Raw genomic sequence first — 17,948 nt, forward strand, 5'->3', positions numbered from 1 at the left:
AAATTTTAAAAGTGGGACTGCGTTTGTTGGCGGTCCCATTTTTTTAAAGAGGTGATTACGTGAAAAAAGCTTTTATTTTTGATATGGATGGCGTTTTAATTAGGTCTGAAGAATTTTATTTTGAAAGGCGGATGCGTTTCTTTAAAGAAAATAATTTGACCCCTGGTTCTTCAGATATAGATGATTATATTGGAGTGTCAAATGAAAAGGTCTGGGAAAATTTAGTACCAGAACCAAGTGAGCGCGAGCGAATTAGAACAAAGTATCAGCCCTTTTTGGAAAAAAATAAAATTAATTATCAAGAATACTTGGACAAACAAGTCCCCAAAGTTCTTGCAACGTTGCAAAAGCAAGGAAAAATGCTGGCATTAGCATCAGCTGGAGAAGAAAAGGAAATAAATCGGATGCTACGTGAATGTGATTTGGCACAATATTTTAACGTAGTGATTAGTGGTGAAAAGGTAAAGAAAAATAAACCAGCACCAGACGTCTATCTAGAAACAATCAAAGCTTTGCATGTTTCTAAAGATGATTGTGTGGTGGTAGAAGATAGTCCTACAGGAATTTTAGCAGCTAAGCGAGCAGGATTGGAAGTGTGGGCGGTCCCAGCGCCAGTAGATCAAAAGTTGGCTGACGTGGTTTTAGAGGATTTTGGGAGTATTATTGAAAAATAAAATTGGCGTTGATAGTTGGATAAAAAAGTCTTCAATAAATTAAAATTTGATTTTACTTCTCCATTTTTCCAGTATAATAGAACGGTCCAAGCAATCAAAAGAGAAGTAGGAGAAAATGATGACATACCCACAATTAGATTTAGCAAACGTAAAAGGAACTAAGATAACGATTCAAACTAACCATGGTGACATCAAGGTGCAGCTTTTTGACGAGTTGGTACCCAAGACGGTTAAAAATTTCGTTGAATTGGCTAAGCAAGGTTACTATGACGGGGTGATTTTTCACCGCGTGATTCCGGATTTCATGATTCAAGGTGGCGACCCGACTGGTACTGGAATGGGTGGCGAAAGCATTTATGGTAAAACCTTTGAAGACGAGTTTTCCAACCAGCTTTACAATTTAAATGGCGCACTATCGATGGCTAACGCGGGTCCTAACACGAACGGCAGCCAATTTTTCATCGTTACTAATACCAACGTGCCTAAGAAAATGATCCGGCAACTAAAGGCGGCTGAGTTTCCAGAGGAAATTGTAGATGCTTACCGAAAGGGCGGTACGCCATGGTTGGATGGCCATCATACGGTATTTGGTCAGGTGATTGAAGGAATGGACGTGGCCGAAGCAATTAGTAAAGTGGATCGTAATTACGAAGACCGTCCTACAGAAGATGTCGTGATGGAAAAAGTATCGGTGGAAGAATAAGCGCTCAAATAATTTTTTGAACAGTTTTAAGGATTTAACGAAAATGGAAAGTTGAACCTGGCATTCGCAATTGGAGTGGAAGTTTAGCTGATAAGGCATCCGGTTTCTGTAACCAAGTGAAATTCGAGAGCTCAGGACATCCAAACTTTCCGATAAATCCCCAATTGGTATCTAAGTAAAAATTCGTTGTTAATAATCGCAGCCCGATTATTGATGACGAATTTTTTTGTGGTTGGCGTATTTAAATAAGAGTCGTATAAAAAATTTTGTGGGATAAACCTTAATCTATAAAGCAAAATGCCCCGTTTTCACTAAGGTAAAACGTTTTAACTTAACATATTTTCAATGATTAAGTTTACAAATGATAAAAATGGCGCTATTATGTAAGCGTTAACAAAAGCAAATAATAAGGAGATTTTATTATGAATTTAGCAAAATACATTGATCACACAATTTTGGCACCAGAAGCCACCCAATCACAGGTAGATCAAATCATTAAGGAAGCTAAGGAATACGATTTTGCTTCCGTAGTAGTTAATCCATACTGGGTTTCGTACGTGGCAGATAAGTTGAAAGGTACTGACGTCAACACGGTTACCGTAATTGGTTTTCCTCTTGGAGCAAATACCACGGCATCCAAAGTGTTTGAAGCAAAGGATGCGTTGCAAAATGGCGCTACGGAATTAGACATGGTAATTAATATCGGTGAACTTAAAGCTGGCCATGACGATGCGGTTCTCAATGATATTAAAGCCGTAGTCGAAGCTGGGCATGCTGAAAACCGGCACGTTAAGGTTATTATTGAAACCGCTTTATTGACTGACGAAGAAAAGGTTCGGGCTTGTGAACTTTCCGAAAAAGCGGGGGCCGATTTCGTAAAAACTTCGACAGGTTTTTCAACGGCTGGTGCGAAGGTAGCGGACGTGAAACTAATGAAGCAAACGGTTGGTGACCGGTTAGGCGTTAAGGCATCCGGTGGAATTCACACTAAGTCAGAAGCCGAAGCCATGATCGAAGCCGGGGCAACTCGTTTAGGAGCAAGTTCCGGCGTCAAGATTATGAATAGCTAAAAATAAAGTGAGGCAGTTTAGTTTTAGGAGGGTTTTAAATGAAGTTCAAACGAGTTTTTACAATTGTCACGGATTCGGTCGGCATCGGTGAAGCTAGTGATGCCGCTGATTTTGACGATGTTGGCGCAGATACTTTAGGACACATCGGTGAGTTTTGGAAGGGCAACTTCCAGGTTCCTAATTTACAAAAATTAGGTCTAAGCAATATTCGGCCTGATCACCCAATTGAAGGAGTTCCGGTGGCGGACCATCCGCAAGGGTTCTTCGGTAAAATGCACGAAGTTTCCGTTGGAAAAGATAGTATGGACGGCCATTGGGAAATGATGGGGGTGCCGGTTAAAGAACCTCTAGGCTTTTTCCCTAACGGCTTTCCGCAGGAATTAATTGATAAAATCGCTAAGTTTAGCGGTCGCTCGGTAATTGTAAACAAACCGTACTCGGGGACCGAAGTTATTCATGATTATGGAGAAGAACAGCTGAAGACGGGAGCGCTAATCGTCTATACCTCTGGTGATTCAGTTTTGCAAATTGCGGCTAATACTGCGGTAATTCCGCTAGAAGAGTTGTACAAAATTTGTGAATACGCACGCTCGATTACCATTGATAAACCTTACCGGATTGGCCGCATCATTGCCCGCCCGTACGTTGGAACGAATAAGGACAATTTCAAACGAACTTCGGATCGCCACGATTATACTTTAGCGCCAACTAGTGAAACGGACATGGATCGACTCAAAGCGGCCGGGTTCTCCGTTTTAGCGGTTGGTAAAATTAACGACATTTTTTCAGGCCAAGGGATTACGGATGGGGTTCACACGGAAAGTAACCACGACGGAATGGTACGGACGATTGAAAACGCGCAAAAGGACTTTACCGGATTTAGTTTTACTAACCTAGTTGATTTTGATGCCATGTATGGTCATCGGCGGAATCCTGAAGGCTACGGAAAGGCCTTGATGGAATTTGATCAACAACTGGGTGAACTATTGCCACTCCTAAAGGATGACGGCCTGTTGGTTATTACAGCGGATCACGGAAATGATCCTGGATTTAAGGGAACGGATCACACCCGGGAATACGTCCCGTTGTTGGCTTACACTCCTAGGGTTGCTGAAGGTAAATCACTGGGCGTGCGGGATACTTACGCTGATTTAGGGGCAACTATTTTGGACAATTTTAACGTTGCCGGTAACGAAGTTGGAACTAGTTTCTTAAGCGAATTGCAATAAGGAGGAAATACCATGAGTACACACATTGCGGCACAAAAAGGCGAAATTGCGGACACCGTTTTACTACCAGGGGACCCACTTCGGGCAAAATACATTGCCGAAACTTTCTTAGAGAATGCGGAATGTTATAATACCATTCGAAACGCTTTTGGATATACCGGTACGTATAAAGGCAAACGGGTATCCGTTCAAGCAACTGGCATGGGCATTCCATCAATCTCCATTTATACAAATGAATTAATTAACGAATACGGGGTTAGAACCTTGATTCGTGTGGGAACCTGTGGTGGAATGAGCCCTGATATCCACGTCCGGGACGTTCTCATTGCCCAAGGAGCAAGTACGGATTCTTCCATTATTAGAAATACGTTTGGTCGGGATATTTATTACGCTCCGTTAGCAGACTTTGCAATGGTTGAAAAGGCGCATCAAGTTGCGCAAGCTAACCAAATTCCAGTGCAAGTAGGCAACGTTTTGTCTGAAGACCGTTTTTACAATGACGAAATTGACCGTCAAAAACTAGTTCAATACGGCGTCAAGGGTGCAGAAATGGAAGCAGCCGCGTTGTACTTATTAGCAGCGAAGTATGGCGTACGTGCGCTTGCAGTATTGACCATCAGTAACCATATCATCACTGGCGAAGAAACTACCGCGGAAGAACGGGAAAAATCGTTTGATGACATGATCAAAGTTGCGTTAGAAACGGCAATTAGCTAAGGAGCGAAATTTAATGTATTTAATCGTTAACATTATTGGATTAGTGGTTTTCCTGAGTTTAGGGGTGCTTTTTTCCAAAAACCGGCAGCAAATCAAGTGGAAATCGGTCGGTATCATGGTGGTATTTAACCTCGTTTTAGCGTGGTTTTTAACCAGTTTCCCGATTGGCCGCAGCATTGTTGCGGGAGCTTCGGCAGGATTTAACCAATTAGTCCAAGTTGCTTATCAAGGGATCGCCTTTGCGCTTGCCGATTGGGTGGACGTGAAGTCAATGAACTTCGTGACCAGTTCGTTATTACCAATTTTGATGATCATTCCGTTGTTCGATATTTTAACGTACGTGGGAATTTTACCGTGGATTATCAAGTGGATTGGTCGCGGATTGTCTAAATTAACCGGACAGCCGAAATTCGAGTCGTTCTTTGCGGTGGAGATGATGTTTCTGGGAAATACGGAAGCACTCGCGGTTTCTTCCCTACAACTCCAACAAATGAAGGCGGAACGCAACCTAACCTTGGCAATGATGTCAATGAGTTGCGTAACGGCTTCGATTATCGGTGCCTATACGAGTTTAATGCCCGGGCAGTTCATCCTCACGGCGATTCCGATTAACGTGATTAACGCAATTATCATCACGAACATGTTGAATCCGGTCACGGTAACGCCTGAAGAGGATACGATTGCTACAATGGCGGGGTCCGGAAGTTCAGCAAGCGCACAAGACGTGGGTTCGGGCTCGGAAACGCTGGCCGAAGCGACGGTAGCTGAAGACGAAGTGCCAACGCGGGAACCATTTTTCTCGTTTCTGGGTGATTCAATCTTGAACGCGGGCAAACTGGTGTTAATCATTACCGCCAACGTAATCGCGTTCGTTGCCTTAGCAGCGTTAGTGGATAAACTACTAGGAATCATTAATCCTTGGCTTACCCTAGAGCACATTTTGGGAATCGTGATGTTCCCGTTTGCGTGGTTAACCGGGCTAAACGTCCACGATGCCTTCGAATTTGCGCAATACATGGGAACTAAGTTAGTTACCAACGAGTTTGTCGTAATGGGCAAGGTGACGGGCACGATTAATCAATTTGCGCCCCATTATAAAGCAGTGTTAACGGTATTTTTGACCTCGTTTGCTAATTTTTCAACCGTGGGGATGATTATCGGATGTTTCAAAGGCTTAGTTAACCGGCAGAAAAACGACGTGGTTGCTAAAAACGTGGGTTACCTGCTCCTATCGGGAATTTTGGTATCCTTAGTTTCGGCAGCAACGGTCGGACTCTTTGTCTGGTAAAAAAATATTGTTGGTAAAGGAAAATCAAATTTTGATGGGAATAAGTAAAACAAGATTAAAAACCGAAATTTTAGCAGGAATTACTAGTTTTTTTGCAATCTCCTACATCATCATTGTTAATCCAATGATTTTAAGCGATGCGGGAATTCCAGCAGGACTTAGTGTATTTGCCACCGTTTTTTCTTCGGCAATTGGCTGTTTAATTATGGCGTTGTGGGCGAAAGCACCGGTAATTCTTACTCCGGGGATGGGAGTAAATGCATTTTTCACCTACACGGTGGTAGTTGGAATGCATCTATCCTGGCAACAAGCCGTCGCCATTTCGATTTTTAGTAGTTTGATTTACATGGTAATTGCATTTACCAGGGCGAGTGAGTTCCTGGCTAACGCGATTCCCGCCGTGCTGAAAAAAGGGATTACGGTAGGAATTGGGTTATTTTTGGTGACCTTAGGGTTGGAAAAGGCGGAATTGATCCAATCTGGCGGAAAACGAGCACTATTGGCAGCCGGTTCTTTAAGCAATCCGGCGACGTTATTAGCGCTGTTCGGTCTCTTACTCTCCCTAATCCTCTTTTTGCGCCGGGTTCCCGGTGGCTTTGTAATTGGGATTATCGTAACTAGTCTAGTGGGCGTTCTTTTCCACATCGGTGGTACGCAGGCAACTTCCATTAGTTTAAGTCAACTGCCGAAATATTCAGAAATTCTTTTTAAGGGCGATTTCAGCCAAATGTTTTCCATCAAATTTTTATTGGCCGTATTTTCGATGACGATGATCTTAGTCTTTGAATCGATGGGGATTCTGGAAGGAATTTTACAGGACCCATCGCAATTTCGGAAGGCATTTCAAGCGAGCTCGGTGACGACCTTTATTTCAGGTTTCTTGGGTACGAGTCCAACGGTTGCGGCGGCTGAAAGTGCTTCGGGAATTGAAAGTGGCGGACGGACTGGAATTGTATCCCTTGTTTCGGGGATTCTATTCTTGCTTTCGTTGTTTTTCATTCCGTTGTTAAGCTACGTGCCCCAAGCGGCAATCGCGCCAGTAATCATCATTACGGGAGCGGTAATGATGGAACAGTTGGCCACCATTAACTTTGCGGACTTTACCGACTGGTTCCCGGCGTTTTTGATTATCGTGCTGATCCCCTTGACTGGCTCAATTTCGACAGGGTTAGCGTTCGGATTTGTGGCCTACCCAATTTTGAAATTAGCGATGGGCAAGCAGAGTGAAGTTCACCCAATTATGTACGTGTTGGGATTGTTATTCTTAGCCCAACTAGGGTTTAACTCAATTTTGGTTTAGGAGAAGGTTGCCATGAGCAGGATGACTGATAAAACAAAAATTAAAAAAAGCTTGGAAGTTGCCCGGATGCATTACGAAGCCGGGATGGGCCAAGTAGAAATTGCCAAACAGCTGGGACTTTCTCGGCCGACAGTTTCCCGACTGCTTCAGTTTGCTCAAGACAACGGCATTGTGCAGATTAAAATTGTCGATCCCTTTTCCAGTACCCAAGAGTTAGAAAAAATGTTGTGCGAAAAGTATCAGCTAAACGAGGCTCACGTGGTATACGCTGAATATGAAAATTATCAAAACGTGACCCAACAGCTCGGAATGTATACGGCTAAGTACTTAGCCAAAGTGGTTAAGGATGGCGACTTAATCGGGGTTAGTTGGGGAAAGACTTTAAATGAAGTGGCGAAGGCGTTGACGCCTCAGCCCGTCGAAGACGTTCAAGTGGTGGAGCTGAAGGGTAGCGTTACCTATTCACCTACGCCAGTTTTTGACGAGGAAGTCTTGATGAAATTTGGCAATGCCTTTCACACCACCCCACACGAATTTCCTTTACCAGTCGTTTTTGAAAATCAAACCACCCATGACGTGGTGATGCAGGACCGCTACATCAAGCGATTAATTGATTTAGGCAAAAAGGCAAATATTGCAATTTTTACCGCTGGGACCATCCGGGACGATGCGTTGCTATTTCAAACGGGCTATTTTGACCAAGGCGACATCGCGCGTATCCAAAAAACGGCGGTAGGCGATATCTGCTCCCGGTTTTATGACCAGGATGGTCAAATCGCGGTTCCTGAAGTGAATAATCGCACCGTTGGAATTGACCTAGCCGAATTGCGTAACAAAGAACGTGCGGTGCTAGTAGCCGGCGGAAAATGGAAGTATGAAGCAATCAAGGGCGCGTTAGCTGGCCAATACGCAAACTGTTTAATTACCGACGTAGCAACCGCCCAACGATTGGTTGACGAATAATTAATTTGAAGGAGGGATTGTGATGAGAATGGTTGACGTGATCGACCACAAGCGAAATGGAAGCGCTTTAACTAAAGAGGAAATCAGTGCTTTCGTAGAAGGTTATACAAATGGAGAAATTCCAGACTACCAAGCAAGTGCACTATTGATGGCCATTTACTTTAACGGAATGACTGATGAAGAACAAGCTAATTTAACTATGCAAATGTTGAATTCGGGTGACCGGTTGGACCTCTCCGACATTCCGGGAATTAAGGTGGATAAGCATTCCACCGGTGGCGTGGGAGATAAAACTAGCATCCCGTTAGCTCCGATGGTTGCCGCGTTAGGAATTCCGGTACCGATGATTTCAGGTCGCGGACTTGGCCATACTGGTGGAACTTTAGATAAATTGGAAGCGATTCCAGGTTTTGAGGTGGAACGCTCGGAAGCAGAGTTTAAAAAACAGGTTCGTGACATTAAAGTCGCCATCGTTGGGGCGACCGGCAACGTTGCTCCAGCAGATAAAAAAATTTATGCGTTGCGCGACGTTACCGACACGGTCGATTCAATCCCGCTAATTGCCGGCTCGATTATGAGTAAGAAGATCGCTTCAGGGACGGATGCCTTAGTTTTAGACGTAAAAACTGGGACTGGCGCCTTCATGAAGGAAGAGGCGGACGCCGTCAAACTAGCGAATGCCTTAGTGAAAATTGGTAAGAGTGTTGGCATGAACTGCATGGCGCTAATTTCAGATATGAATCAACCCCTTGGTAACATGGTGGGAAATGCCCTAGAAATTCAAGAGTCGATTGCAATCCTTAAAGGTGAAGGTCCCGAAGACATCACGGAATTAGTAATGACGTTAGGTAGTCAAATGGTGGTACTTGCCAAAAAGGCGGCCACGTTGGCAGAAGCCCGGGCTAAGCTTGAAGAAGTTGTTGCAAACGGGAGCGCTTTAGAAGTATTCCGGCAGATGATCGTTGCCCAAGGAGGCGATCCGCGGGTTATCGAAGATCCGACGTTAATGCCCCAGGCAAAATACCATTTTGAACTTCCCGCACCCCAAGCAGGTTATGTAACGAAAATGACGGCTGACGAAATTGGGATTGCGGCCATGTTACTTGGTGGTGGTCGTCAGGCCAAAACTGACGTGATTGATTACGCGGTGGGAATTGAATTACACAAAAAAGTTGGCGACGCCGTTGCGGAAGGTGAAAGCTTGTTGACCATTCATAGCAATACGGCGGACGTAGCCAACATTAAGGAACTACTATATAACAACATTGAAATCGGCACGGATGCTCAACCGATTCAATTAGTGCATAAAATTATTAAGTAGTTGTGTTTGAATTTATTTAATAACAAATAGCTAACAAAAAGAGGATGGAGCAAAAGTCGGGTAGTTTGCGAGCATTAACTGAAAATTGACCATCATGCCTGAATTGGGCATGATGGTTAATTTTAGGTTACGCGGAACGAACTGACTTTGGCGCTATTGGAGTCAAAACACCAAAACAACTTTTTAAGGACCTTTTTATCCTGGAAAAGTATTTTTTCCAGCCCCTTTTTACGCATAAAACCGTAATTAACTAGCTTGAAAAGCAGGTTAATTACGGTTTTTTAATTAAATTTTATATGCGGGTCAATCGGGATTCTTAGCGTCTACTTCACCAGCTTGAACCGGGTCTTCCTTTTTAAGGGTGAAGGTAGCAAACAGGGTGATGGCAAAAACGAATAATCCCATGATTAGGTAAGTGTGTTGGTAGCCAATCACGTCGTACATTTTTCCTGCAACCGAAGAGAAAATGAAGACGGAAACTTGCTTGGCAAAGTTAGAAGCAAGCGCGTAAACGGTTGCATAAAGGCGAATGTCAAACGCTCCAGCGATGTACTTCATGATTGAAGTTAGTAACAATGGCATTTCCAAACCGGCTAATAGGCGGAATCCAACCAGCCAAATCCAGTTTGGCGCAAGTGCAGAACCTAAAATCCGAAGGGCGGTAATAAACCCGTAAATAATTAAGCCGTTCCGAGAGCCAATTTTATTAATGATCCAAGGCATCGGGAACATCAGGCAAAATTCAATCGCAATTTGAGCTGAGGTCATATAGCTATAAACTAAAGTTCCTTGAGCAGCAGTATGGAAGAACATTTTGAAGAAGATGATGAATTGTTGATCAAAAACGTCATAAAGTGCTGAAGCGCCCATGTAAAAAATCGCGAGGATCCATAAATTTTTCAATTTAAAGACCGACATAACGGTTTTTAAATTCAATGAGTTGGATGTGTCGCCAGCAGCTTGGGCATTTTCAAGATCGATTTTATCACTGAAGAGTAGCAATCCGGTTAGAATAATTGCGGCTACCGTACAAGCCCAAAAGATGGAGTTTGGGGACCAGAGAAAGATGGGACCGGCAATTAGTGAAGCAGCAACTCCCGCAACGGAGCCTCCAACCCGGGAGTGGGCGTATTCAAAGCCGTTTGCCAAACTTGCCCGTTGGACGTACTGTTCGATTACAGAAACTCCGCCGTTAAGTACGAAGCTGAGAAAAGTCCCGGTTACAAAGGCCACGAGGAAGGCGTTAATGTGTAAAATCGGCATAAAAACCCACTGGAAATAAGGGCCAATAAAAATCGCGACGATCGAGATGGTTAAAATTAAGGTCTTTTTAAATAATAGCTTATCCGAAACCACCCCGAAAATTGGTTGGAAAATTAACGAAATTCCAGCCATCATGGAGAAAACGGCTCCTGATTCGGTACCGTTTAAATGAGCGACTTGTTCCATCCAGAGGGTGAGATATCCGTTAATGATTGCCCAGATGAAGAAGTAACTAAAATGCGTGAGGGGAAACCCCCAGAAATGTTTAGATTGTGGTTTAGTATTGTTCATGTTGTACACCCCTATTCATAGTTATAAGGTACGGGTTTGCCAAAATCAGGGCGACCGTCCGCCGTCCAGCCAAATGGTTGAACCATGGTGTGACGGTTGGGATCATAAAGCGGATCGCCCTTGATGTCGGTATAGTTACGGCAATGGTAAACTAATAAATCAGTCTTACCGTCTTCGGCCACGGTGAAGGAATTGTGCCCCGGACCGTATTGTTGAATGGCCAAATTGCTTTGGAAAACTGGAGTAGGCGACTTAGCCCAATTACGGGCGTCTAATAAATCGGCGTCTTCGTCGATAGTTAGCATTCCCATGGCATAATTTTCGTCAGTAGCACTTGCCGAGTAGGTTAAGAAGTACTTACCGTTACGGTGCAAGATCGCGGGACCTTCGTTAACCCAGAAAATTTTAGTTTCCCAATCGTATTCAGGTTTGGTTAACATTACTGGTTCACTCTTCAGGGACCACGGATTTTCCATTTCAGCGATGTAAATGTTGGAATTTCCCTTGATGGCCGGATCCTTTTGCGCCCAAACGTAGTAAAGACGGTCGTGCGCCTTAAAAACGGTGGCGTCGAGGGCGAAGGTATCTAGCGGCGTTTTTACCTGACCGCGTTCAACCCAATCACTTTCGTCGCGCATGGGGTTAGGATTATCGCATTCTAAGCAATACATCCGGTGTTGAAACATGCCGTTGTGGTCGAATTCTTTAGTGTGGGCAGCGGCAAAGTAAATGAACCATTTTCCATCGATGTAATGTAATTCGGGAGCCCATATGAGCTGGCTCATTGGACCGCTACCATCGGGATGTTTACGCCAAATCGTACGGGGAGCCGCATGGGCTAGTCCATTCAAGGTTTTTGCGCGCCGAATTTCAATCAGATTATAGGCTGGAACCGAAGCGGTAAAGTAGTAATAACCGTCGGTGTGCTTATAAATATAGGGATCCGCCCGTTGTACAATGAGTGGATTAACGTAATCAGTTGCGGATATCATAGTGAGATACTCCTTTTATGAAAATGAATTGTAAAAAAATGGTGTGGAAACTTTCGAAAGGTTCGTGAAGCATTTATTACACGAGCAATATATGACCGCTTGAAAGCGTTGTCAACCCTTTTTGTTAATCTTTGGAAGGAATCTGTAAAAAAATCTCTTTGCGTTAACTTTATTATTAAATTAAGCGCTTGTAACCGGTTTTTTATTGGCATATAATTAATTGAAAAGGAAATGTAAACGGTTTGATAATGGAGGGCATATGCAATTAGATATCTCGGATGCATCGTTAAAAGTTTATGAAGCACTGGCAAGTTCGGTACGACTTCAAATTATTCGTTTGCTGTCGGATCAACCGATGAGTGTTCAAGAATTAGCCGAAGCGTTAAATTTGAGTAGCCCAATCGTCACTAAGCACTTGAATAAACTGGCGGAAGCAGAAATTATTCATAGTAAACGGCAGGGGCACCAAAAGGTTTCTTCCTTGCGAGTGGATACGATTGATATTAAGTTTCCGCGGCAAATTTATCCGACGTTTAGCGTCCACAAAACTGGAATTCCGATTGGACACTATACCGAATTTAGTGTAAAACCATCCTGCGGGTTGGCGGGGCCAGACGGATATATTGGCAACGTTGATAACCCTAAATACTTTATGCTGCCCGAGCGGATGAACGCCGGAATGATTTGGTTTAACGACGGTTATGTAGAATACCAGACTCCCAACTTTATCAATATTGATGAACACTTGGAAATGCTCGATTTGTCTATGGAACTGGGATCGGAATTTCCGTTTTCCAACAATACTTGGCCATCAGATATCACCTTTTCCATTAATGGCAAGGAAATTGGAACTTGGCGTTCACCAGGCGACTTTTCTGATGTTCGTGGAAAGTACACTCCGGATTGGGTCCCGGATAACGTTAACCAATATGGAATTCTAAAGACGTTGCGAATTACTGACCACGGCACTTATCTAGATGGGCAACCGTTCACGGAAGTCTGCTTAGCGGATTTGCCCGTTAATAAAGACGTTTGGACGATTCGTTTTGAAATTAAGCCCGATGCCAAGAAGTCAGGAGGCTGTACTATTTTTGGGGAAGGCTTTGGTAATTACGACCAAAATATCGAGTTATCCGCTTTTTATAGCTAAAAAGACCGCCAGCCCTCGGGGTTAGCGATCTTTTTTAATTTAAGTGGTTTAATTTTTCAAGAATGCGCGTAGATCAGCCATTTGACTTTCGATTACTGCCGTTCCTTGATGGTATAGATCCATGAGCTTATTATTGTCCCGTTCTACGCGGGAAACGGTGACCGGTTGTTGGGGCCGAATTACAAAGGCTTTTCCTTCCCGTTCTAAGCGTTCAATCTCCTCAAGGCTTTCGTTGTAACGCCGCGGACGGCTTTCAAAAGCAGAAACAAATTGAGGAAAGTCCCGATACTTCATCCGTACTAGCCGGTTCATTGCTCGGCTATTCTCGGCTTTTCGATAGGTGATGTCGCGCGTTAAAACGATGACTAGTTTTTCGTAGCCCAGTTCTTGAGCACGTTTGAAAGGAATTGAATCCGCAATTCCGCCATCTAGGTATGGTTGGTGATTAACAACCCGGATGCTGGATAGCAGCGGCATGCTAGCGGAAGCTTTGATGGCTTCCTCCTGGCCCTCGGTATCGGTTTTTCGGAAAACGTCAGCCTTCCCAGTCAATAGGTTAGTTGCGGTAATTTCAAAAATTTGCTGGCTATCTTTGTAAGCCATGTAATCAAACGGACTGTAAGCATAACATTCTGGAGAAAATAGGAAGTCCAGGTTGAAAATACCACCATTACGGACTAAATTATTGAAACCAATGTAACGTTTGTCATGTAAGAAATGTAAATTAACATCTTTAGAGCGTCCCTTTTGCTTGGAAATATAATTCATTGCACACATCGTGCCGGCTGAAACGCCGTGAATATACTCGAATTCCATCTCTTGATCAATGAAATAATCTAATACCGCACTGGTGAAAAATGACCGCAGTGCGCCGCCTTCTAAAATTAAAGCTGCTTTTTCCAATGGAATCCCTTCTTCCTGTAGAATCTACAGACGCTATTTTAGCGCTTTTAATGGGTCACTGGCAAACGAGTTTTGGGGAAGGTAAGTGATTTTTAACGGAAGTTTTTAAAAGACGACTTTCTTAAGGAAAAATAGTAAGATGGTGGATAATCAAAGTAAATAAAATACGTGGCAAAGCAGGGAGTGAATTTGATGATAAGAATTATAATTATCGCTTTGATAATCTACGGGATTATTCAAATTCCCTTTATTATTAAAGCGTATTGGGGTAGGCGTAAATACCAGCAAAAAATTAAAGACGGTGAACGACAGAACCAAAAAATAATGGAAGAACAAAAGAAACGGGATCATCGTTAACGTAAAAGAAGTGGAATTAATATTACTATAGGTATGTATGAGCAATCGGTAGCGCGATTAACGCACCAAATAGGGACCGGAGAAATTTTTCTCTAGTCCCTATTTTTGGTTGAGCGGAACAAACTGACTTTTGGCACACGTTTTGGCTCTATTGAAGTCAAAACACCAAAACAACTTTTTGAGGACCTTTTCATCCTTGAAAAGTATTTTTCTAGTTTTTTCCAGCTTCATTTTTCTAAGCGAGTTTAGCGGATTAGCAACTAGCTAATTTTTGAAAAATGAGGGGATTCTTCGATTAGTTTAGTGGTTGATTTAGAGCTAACCGCTAACTCTAACACCTTGGTTGCTAGCCATTTCGTGGTACTTCAGGTACACATCGGCATACGGATGCTCGCAACCTTCGTGCCATGGTTTTACGTGACCGCAGAAGTGAATTAGCTTAGGATCCTCACGAGTTTCCGCGTAGGGCTCCAGCAGCTCGGTCCGCGGTGGGAAAATGGTTTCCATTATGATGTTAGATTGGGCATTCCATTGCGGATGCAAGTGGAGCCAGTCATCATAAAGGTTGGCGTTTAAGGCGTCTTGGTCGTGGAAACGCAACTTTTCCGGATTTTGGTTAATGTAATCCAAAACTTTTTGGGTTGTCGACCGCGCCCGCCAACGCACAAGGTCAATTAGCATCATTCCCGAGTTAAAGTACTTTTCGTTTTCTTTAGTGATTCCCATCTTTTCTAACCGGTCGTGGAATCCAGCATCCTCTACGGCAGCAATTACGTTGCCTTCTAGGTTAGTTTGCCATAATTCATGCAAGCTCGTGTTAGCGATGATGTCGCAGTCGAGATAGATTGCCCGGTTGATGGATGGCAACAGTGCCGGAGCTAAGATGCGGTAGTAAGCCGTTTTAACAATCCGGTCACTTTCTACTGCGTTTGCCAACAATTCTTCGTTAACTTCCACAACTTTAATTGTGGCGTTGTCATAGCGGGCAATGATGCTGCCTAATAACATCATATCGCGATCCGTGAGATGATCAGGTAACAAGAAGAAATTGTATTGGTGATCCGGATCATTTTCTAAAATTGAAACGTAAGAAGTGGCGAGCGCTTGAGTAAAGGCCGAGTTGGCTGCCGAGATAACGTTAATCACTCCGCGGTGCATTTCTAACTCGCCAAGTTCTTCATGATATTCATCTAAATATGGATGAACGGTGAGGTCCTTCCAAGGCTTCTCGTGAGTAGTGAAGTGGACAATGCTAGGTTCCTTAATGGCTTCGTCGATTAGTTCAGCATACCCCTGGTTAATTGGCCGGTGTTTTCTGAAAATAATCGAGTTTTGTAAATTCCATTTTGGATGAAGGAATTGTACTTCACCAGCTAACACGGCGTTAAGCGCATCCTGGTCGTGGAAAATAATTCGGTCGGCATGATTTCTGATGAATGCCAAGGTTTTTTCCGTAATTCGATGAGCGTTCCACTGGGCTACGTCAATTACCATAATGCCAGAATTAAAGTAGAGGTTACTTGCGGCAACTACGGGATCGACGCCTAAACGATGCAACGCGAATGCTTGTCCTGTATCAATTACCGCACCTACTGTGTTTTGGTTTAAATTGCTTTCGGCAAGTTCAGTTAGGTCTTTTCGAATTAAAACGTCGACGTCTAAGTAAATTAGTCTGTCAATCTGCCGCGAAGCTAATAGCTTAGGGGCGATGATTCGAAAATATGCAGTTTTATTGATGTGTTGGTTTGTTGGACAAAAATCGAAACGTTCGTCATCGAGATTTAAATACTCAATCGTATGAAAGTTATGCATCAATTTGTCTAGCAGTGCCCGGGTTTGGTCACCAAGGTTGTTGGTTAAAACGATGAAATGGGCCCGGGTTGCTGAATTTAAAGTTTCTAAAGCAGTTTTAATGGTAATGCATAGCTGGTCAGCGTAATTGTGATCCGCTGCCAATAAGATATTAATTTTTTTCAAATTCATCCACCCCTTTTTTGATTTGTGTGCCCATTATATAAATTTATTCGAAATTAAGTAAAGTAATATGCAATAGTTTTGATAAGGAAATCAAAATATTTGCAAACGTAATTTCCCGTATGTATAATTCAGGGCAAGTAACGAGATTGTTAGTTGTTTGAATGATAGGAGGTCACGCAAATGAGTGTAATAGTGCCGATTGAAAGAATTAGGTTGGGAAACAGTGAAGTGGAAACTCCCGGTTTGACATTGAAGGTCACCAACGTGTTACGGGGAGAAAACGCCGTGCTTGGCTTCTTAGATGGCGGGGATGATCTGATCATTTCCGTATTAAAGGCGCAAAATGGTAAAGCTAACATTGGCGACCAATGGATTAAGTTTGAAATCCGCGATCTAGGAAACCAAGTTGAAGTACGGTGTGACGAAACGATTAAAATTACAGATATTTTCGCGCTACTGCAAAACATGTCTCGCAGTTACGTTTAAACGTGTTAATTATTAATAGAAAATCTTTAAAAAGTGTATAACGTTAAACTAATCGTTTCATTAAAAATAAAAAGCCTGAAAACATTTCCAGCCTTTTCAATAATGGATATTTATTCGTTACGATAAAACGAATAAAAAATGAGACCAGCCGCTTATGGGCTTGGTCTCAAATTTTTGTGTTTTTAAGTTAAAATTTAATCTGCTTCGGCGATTTTTTGCATAATGAAATGTGCTGATTTGCGTAACTTATAAAGTTCTTCGTCAGTTAATTGCAACTGAAGCTGTTCAACAATCCCGTCACGACCAATTACGGCTGGGTAAGATAAGTAGGTACCGTATTCTTCCCGGAAGTTAGAAACTGGTAAAACTTCTCGCGCGTCGTTTAGCACTACGTTAGCTAAGCGAACGGCCGCGGCAGCCACTCCATAGTTGGTGTAGTGTTTGCCCTTCATTACGTCACCGGCGCCAATCCGAGCTTCTTCATTGATTTCGTGTAAGTCTAAGCCCCGATCATTAGCAATCTCTTTGATGGGCCGATCGAGAACGCGAACCGTTGACCATGCGGTGAATTGAGAGTTGCCGTGTTCACCAAGGTTATATCCGGATACGGAGCGGGGGTCGATGTTGAGTCCCTTAGCAACCGCGCGTTGCATCCGAGCCGAATCTAATAGAGTACCGGTGCCAATCACGTGTTCCTTTGGCAGTCCGGTAACTTCTTGATAGAGCGAAGTAATTACGTCTACCGGATTAGTAATGGCAATAATAATCCCGTCAAAACCGCTTTCCTTAATTTTTTCAGCAACTTCCCGTACTTGTTTGCGATTATGTGGTAATTCCGCAAAACGATCAACGTTAGGGTTGTCACTGAGTGAAATTTTTCCGAGTGCTGAAATGATAATATCCGCATCTTTAAGAGCGGCGTAATCGTTAACAACAATATTGGTATGGTAAGTCAAGTTAGCCATGGCATCTTCAAAATCTAAAGCGTCTGCACCAACTTTGGCTTCATTTTGGTCAATCAATACTAAATCGTCTGTATAACCGTTAGTAATTATTTGTTGGGCAACGGCTTGGCCAACGTGCCCCATTCCGATAATTCCAATTTTTCTTGTCACTGCTACCACCTCCACTGTCATTTTAAGCTACGATGTTAAAAAAAGCTACCAGCCGGGTTTGATAAATTGGTATCGTTTTCAAAAAGGGGGATCGAATTAACTCGAAATTACGTGATCGCCATCTTTAGGAGATGTTTTTTAATAAAAGG

General features: G+C 43.1%; 17 protein-coding genes. 12 read left to right on the forward strand and 5 right to left on the reverse strand.

Going from position 1 to position 17,948, the window contains the following annotated elements; genetic code table 11:
• The first annotated feature begins 59 nt into the window (after positions 1 to 59).
• From NL111_RS00835 to NL111_RS00875, 9 genes are all read left to right on the forward strand, one after another.
• Positions 60 to 674 carry an HAD family hydrolase gene (locus NL111_RS00835; protein WP_119178758.1) on the forward strand — a complete coding sequence of 205 codons (615 nt, stop codon included), beginning with the start codon at positions 60 to 62 and terminating at the stop codon, positions 672 to 674.
• A 115-nt stretch (positions 675 to 789) separates the two neighbouring features.
• On the forward strand, positions 790 to 1,377 hold the full coding sequence (locus NL111_RS00840) for a peptidylprolyl isomerase (protein ID WP_285110329.1): 588 nt from the start codon (positions 790 to 792) through the stop codon (positions 1,375 to 1,377).
• 422 nt (positions 1,378 to 1,799) lie between these two features.
• On the forward strand, positions 1,800 to 2,447 hold the full coding sequence (deoC, locus tag NL111_RS00845; RefSeq protein ID WP_285110330.1) for a deoxyribose-phosphate aldolase: 648 nt from the start codon (positions 1,800 to 1,802) through the stop codon (positions 2,445 to 2,447).
• A gap of 38 nt (positions 2,448 to 2,485) precedes the next feature.
• Positions 2,486 to 3,676, forward strand: coding sequence for a phosphopentomutase (locus NL111_RS00850; RefSeq protein WP_285110331.1), 1,191 nt, complete (start codon positions 2,486 to 2,488; stop codon positions 3,674 to 3,676).
• A gap of 12 nt (positions 3,677 to 3,688) precedes the next feature.
• A complete protein-coding gene (gene deoD / locus NL111_RS00855) occupies positions 3,689 to 4,393 on the forward strand; it encodes a purine-nucleoside phosphorylase (protein WP_204201411.1) in 705 nt (234 codons plus the stop codon).
• A gap of 13 nt (positions 4,394 to 4,406) precedes the next feature.
• On the forward strand, positions 4,407 to 5,681 hold the full coding sequence (locus tag NL111_RS00860) for a NupC/NupG family nucleoside CNT transporter (protein ID WP_005918766.1): 1,275 nt from the start codon (positions 4,407 to 4,409) through the stop codon (positions 5,679 to 5,681).
• A gap of 34 nt (positions 5,682 to 5,715) precedes the next feature.
• Positions 5,716 to 6,981 (forward strand): NCS2 family permease, encoded by a 1,266-nt coding sequence (locus NL111_RS00865; protein WP_002830917.1) that lies wholly within the window; start codon positions 5,716 to 5,718, stop codon positions 6,979 to 6,981.
• Positions 6,982 to 6,993: 12 nt separating this feature from the next.
• Entirely contained in the window at positions 6,994 to 7,944 is a 951-nt protein-coding gene (gene deoR, locus NL111_RS00870; RefSeq protein WP_002830919.1) for a DNA-binding transcriptional repressor DeoR, read from the forward strand.
• 22 nt (positions 7,945 to 7,966) lie between these two features.
• Positions 7,967 to 9,265, forward strand: coding sequence for a pyrimidine-nucleoside phosphorylase (locus NL111_RS00875; protein WP_002830582.1), 1,299 nt, complete (start codon positions 7,967 to 7,969; stop codon positions 9,263 to 9,265).
• Between the two features lie 303 nt (positions 9,266 to 9,568).
• Here the strand turns inward: NL111_RS00875 and NL111_RS00880 are convergent, their stop codons facing one another.
• The gene (locus tag NL111_RS00880; RefSeq protein WP_036672466.1) at positions 9,569 to 10,819 is read right to left on the reverse strand and encodes an oligosaccharide MFS transporter; all 1,251 of its coding nucleotides are present in this window, start codon (positions 10,817 to 10,819) and stop codon (positions 9,569 to 9,571) included.
• Between the two features lie 11 nt (positions 10,820 to 10,830).
• Positions 10,831 to 11,811: a glycoside hydrolase family 43 protein gene (locus tag NL111_RS00885; RefSeq protein WP_285110333.1), complete on the reverse strand. Its 981-nt coding sequence runs from the start codon at positions 11,809 to 11,811 to the stop codon at positions 10,831 to 10,833.
• A gap of 259 nt (positions 11,812 to 12,070) precedes the next feature.
• Here NL111_RS00885 and NL111_RS00890 point away from each other — a divergent pair, with 259 nt between their 5' ends.
• A complete protein-coding gene (locus tag NL111_RS00890; protein WP_002830578.1) occupies positions 12,071 to 12,961 on the forward strand; it encodes an ArsR/SmtB family transcription factor in 891 nt (296 codons plus the stop codon).
• 48 nt (positions 12,962 to 13,009) lie between these two features.
• Here NL111_RS00890 and NL111_RS00895 read toward each other — a convergent pair whose 3' ends face one another.
• Positions 13,010 to 13,864, reverse strand: a complete 855-nt coding sequence (locus tag NL111_RS00895; RefSeq protein WP_002830577.1) for a patatin-like phospholipase family protein — start codon at positions 13,862 to 13,864, stop codon at positions 13,010 to 13,012.
• 192 nt (positions 13,865 to 14,056) lie between these two features.
• On the opposite strand from NL111_RS00895, the gene NL111_RS00900 reads away from it, so the two are divergent.
• Complete coding sequence (locus tag NL111_RS00900) at positions 14,057 to 14,221, forward strand: hypothetical protein (protein ID WP_002830928.1); 165 nt, start codon at positions 14,057 to 14,059, stop codon at positions 14,219 to 14,221.
• Positions 14,222 to 14,539: 318 nt separating this feature from the next.
• On the opposite strand, the gene NL111_RS00905 is transcribed toward NL111_RS00900, so the two are convergent.
• A complete protein-coding gene (locus NL111_RS00905; RefSeq protein ID WP_285110334.1) occupies positions 14,540 to 16,204 on the reverse strand; it encodes a glycosyltransferase family 8 protein in 1,665 nt (554 codons plus the stop codon).
• 174 nt (positions 16,205 to 16,378) lie between these two features.
• Here NL111_RS00905 and NL111_RS00910 point away from each other — a divergent pair, with 174 nt between their 5' ends.
• On the forward strand, positions 16,379 to 16,684 hold the full coding sequence (locus tag NL111_RS00910) for a hypothetical protein (RefSeq protein WP_002830575.1): 306 nt from the start codon (positions 16,379 to 16,381) through the stop codon (positions 16,682 to 16,684).
• Positions 16,685 to 16,878: 194 nt separating this feature from the next.
• Here the strand turns inward: NL111_RS00910 and NL111_RS00915 are convergent, their stop codons facing one another.
• A complete protein-coding gene (locus NL111_RS00915; RefSeq protein WP_002830932.1) occupies positions 16,879 to 17,799 on the reverse strand; it encodes an L-lactate dehydrogenase in 921 nt (306 codons plus the stop codon).
• Between the last annotated feature and the right edge of the window lie 149 nt (positions 17,800 to 17,948).

The sequence above is a fragment of the Pediococcus sp. AC40 genome, assembly GCF_030252485.1.
Classification (GTDB): Bacteria; Bacillota; Bacilli; order Lactobacillales; family Lactobacillaceae; genus Pediococcus; species Pediococcus acidilactici.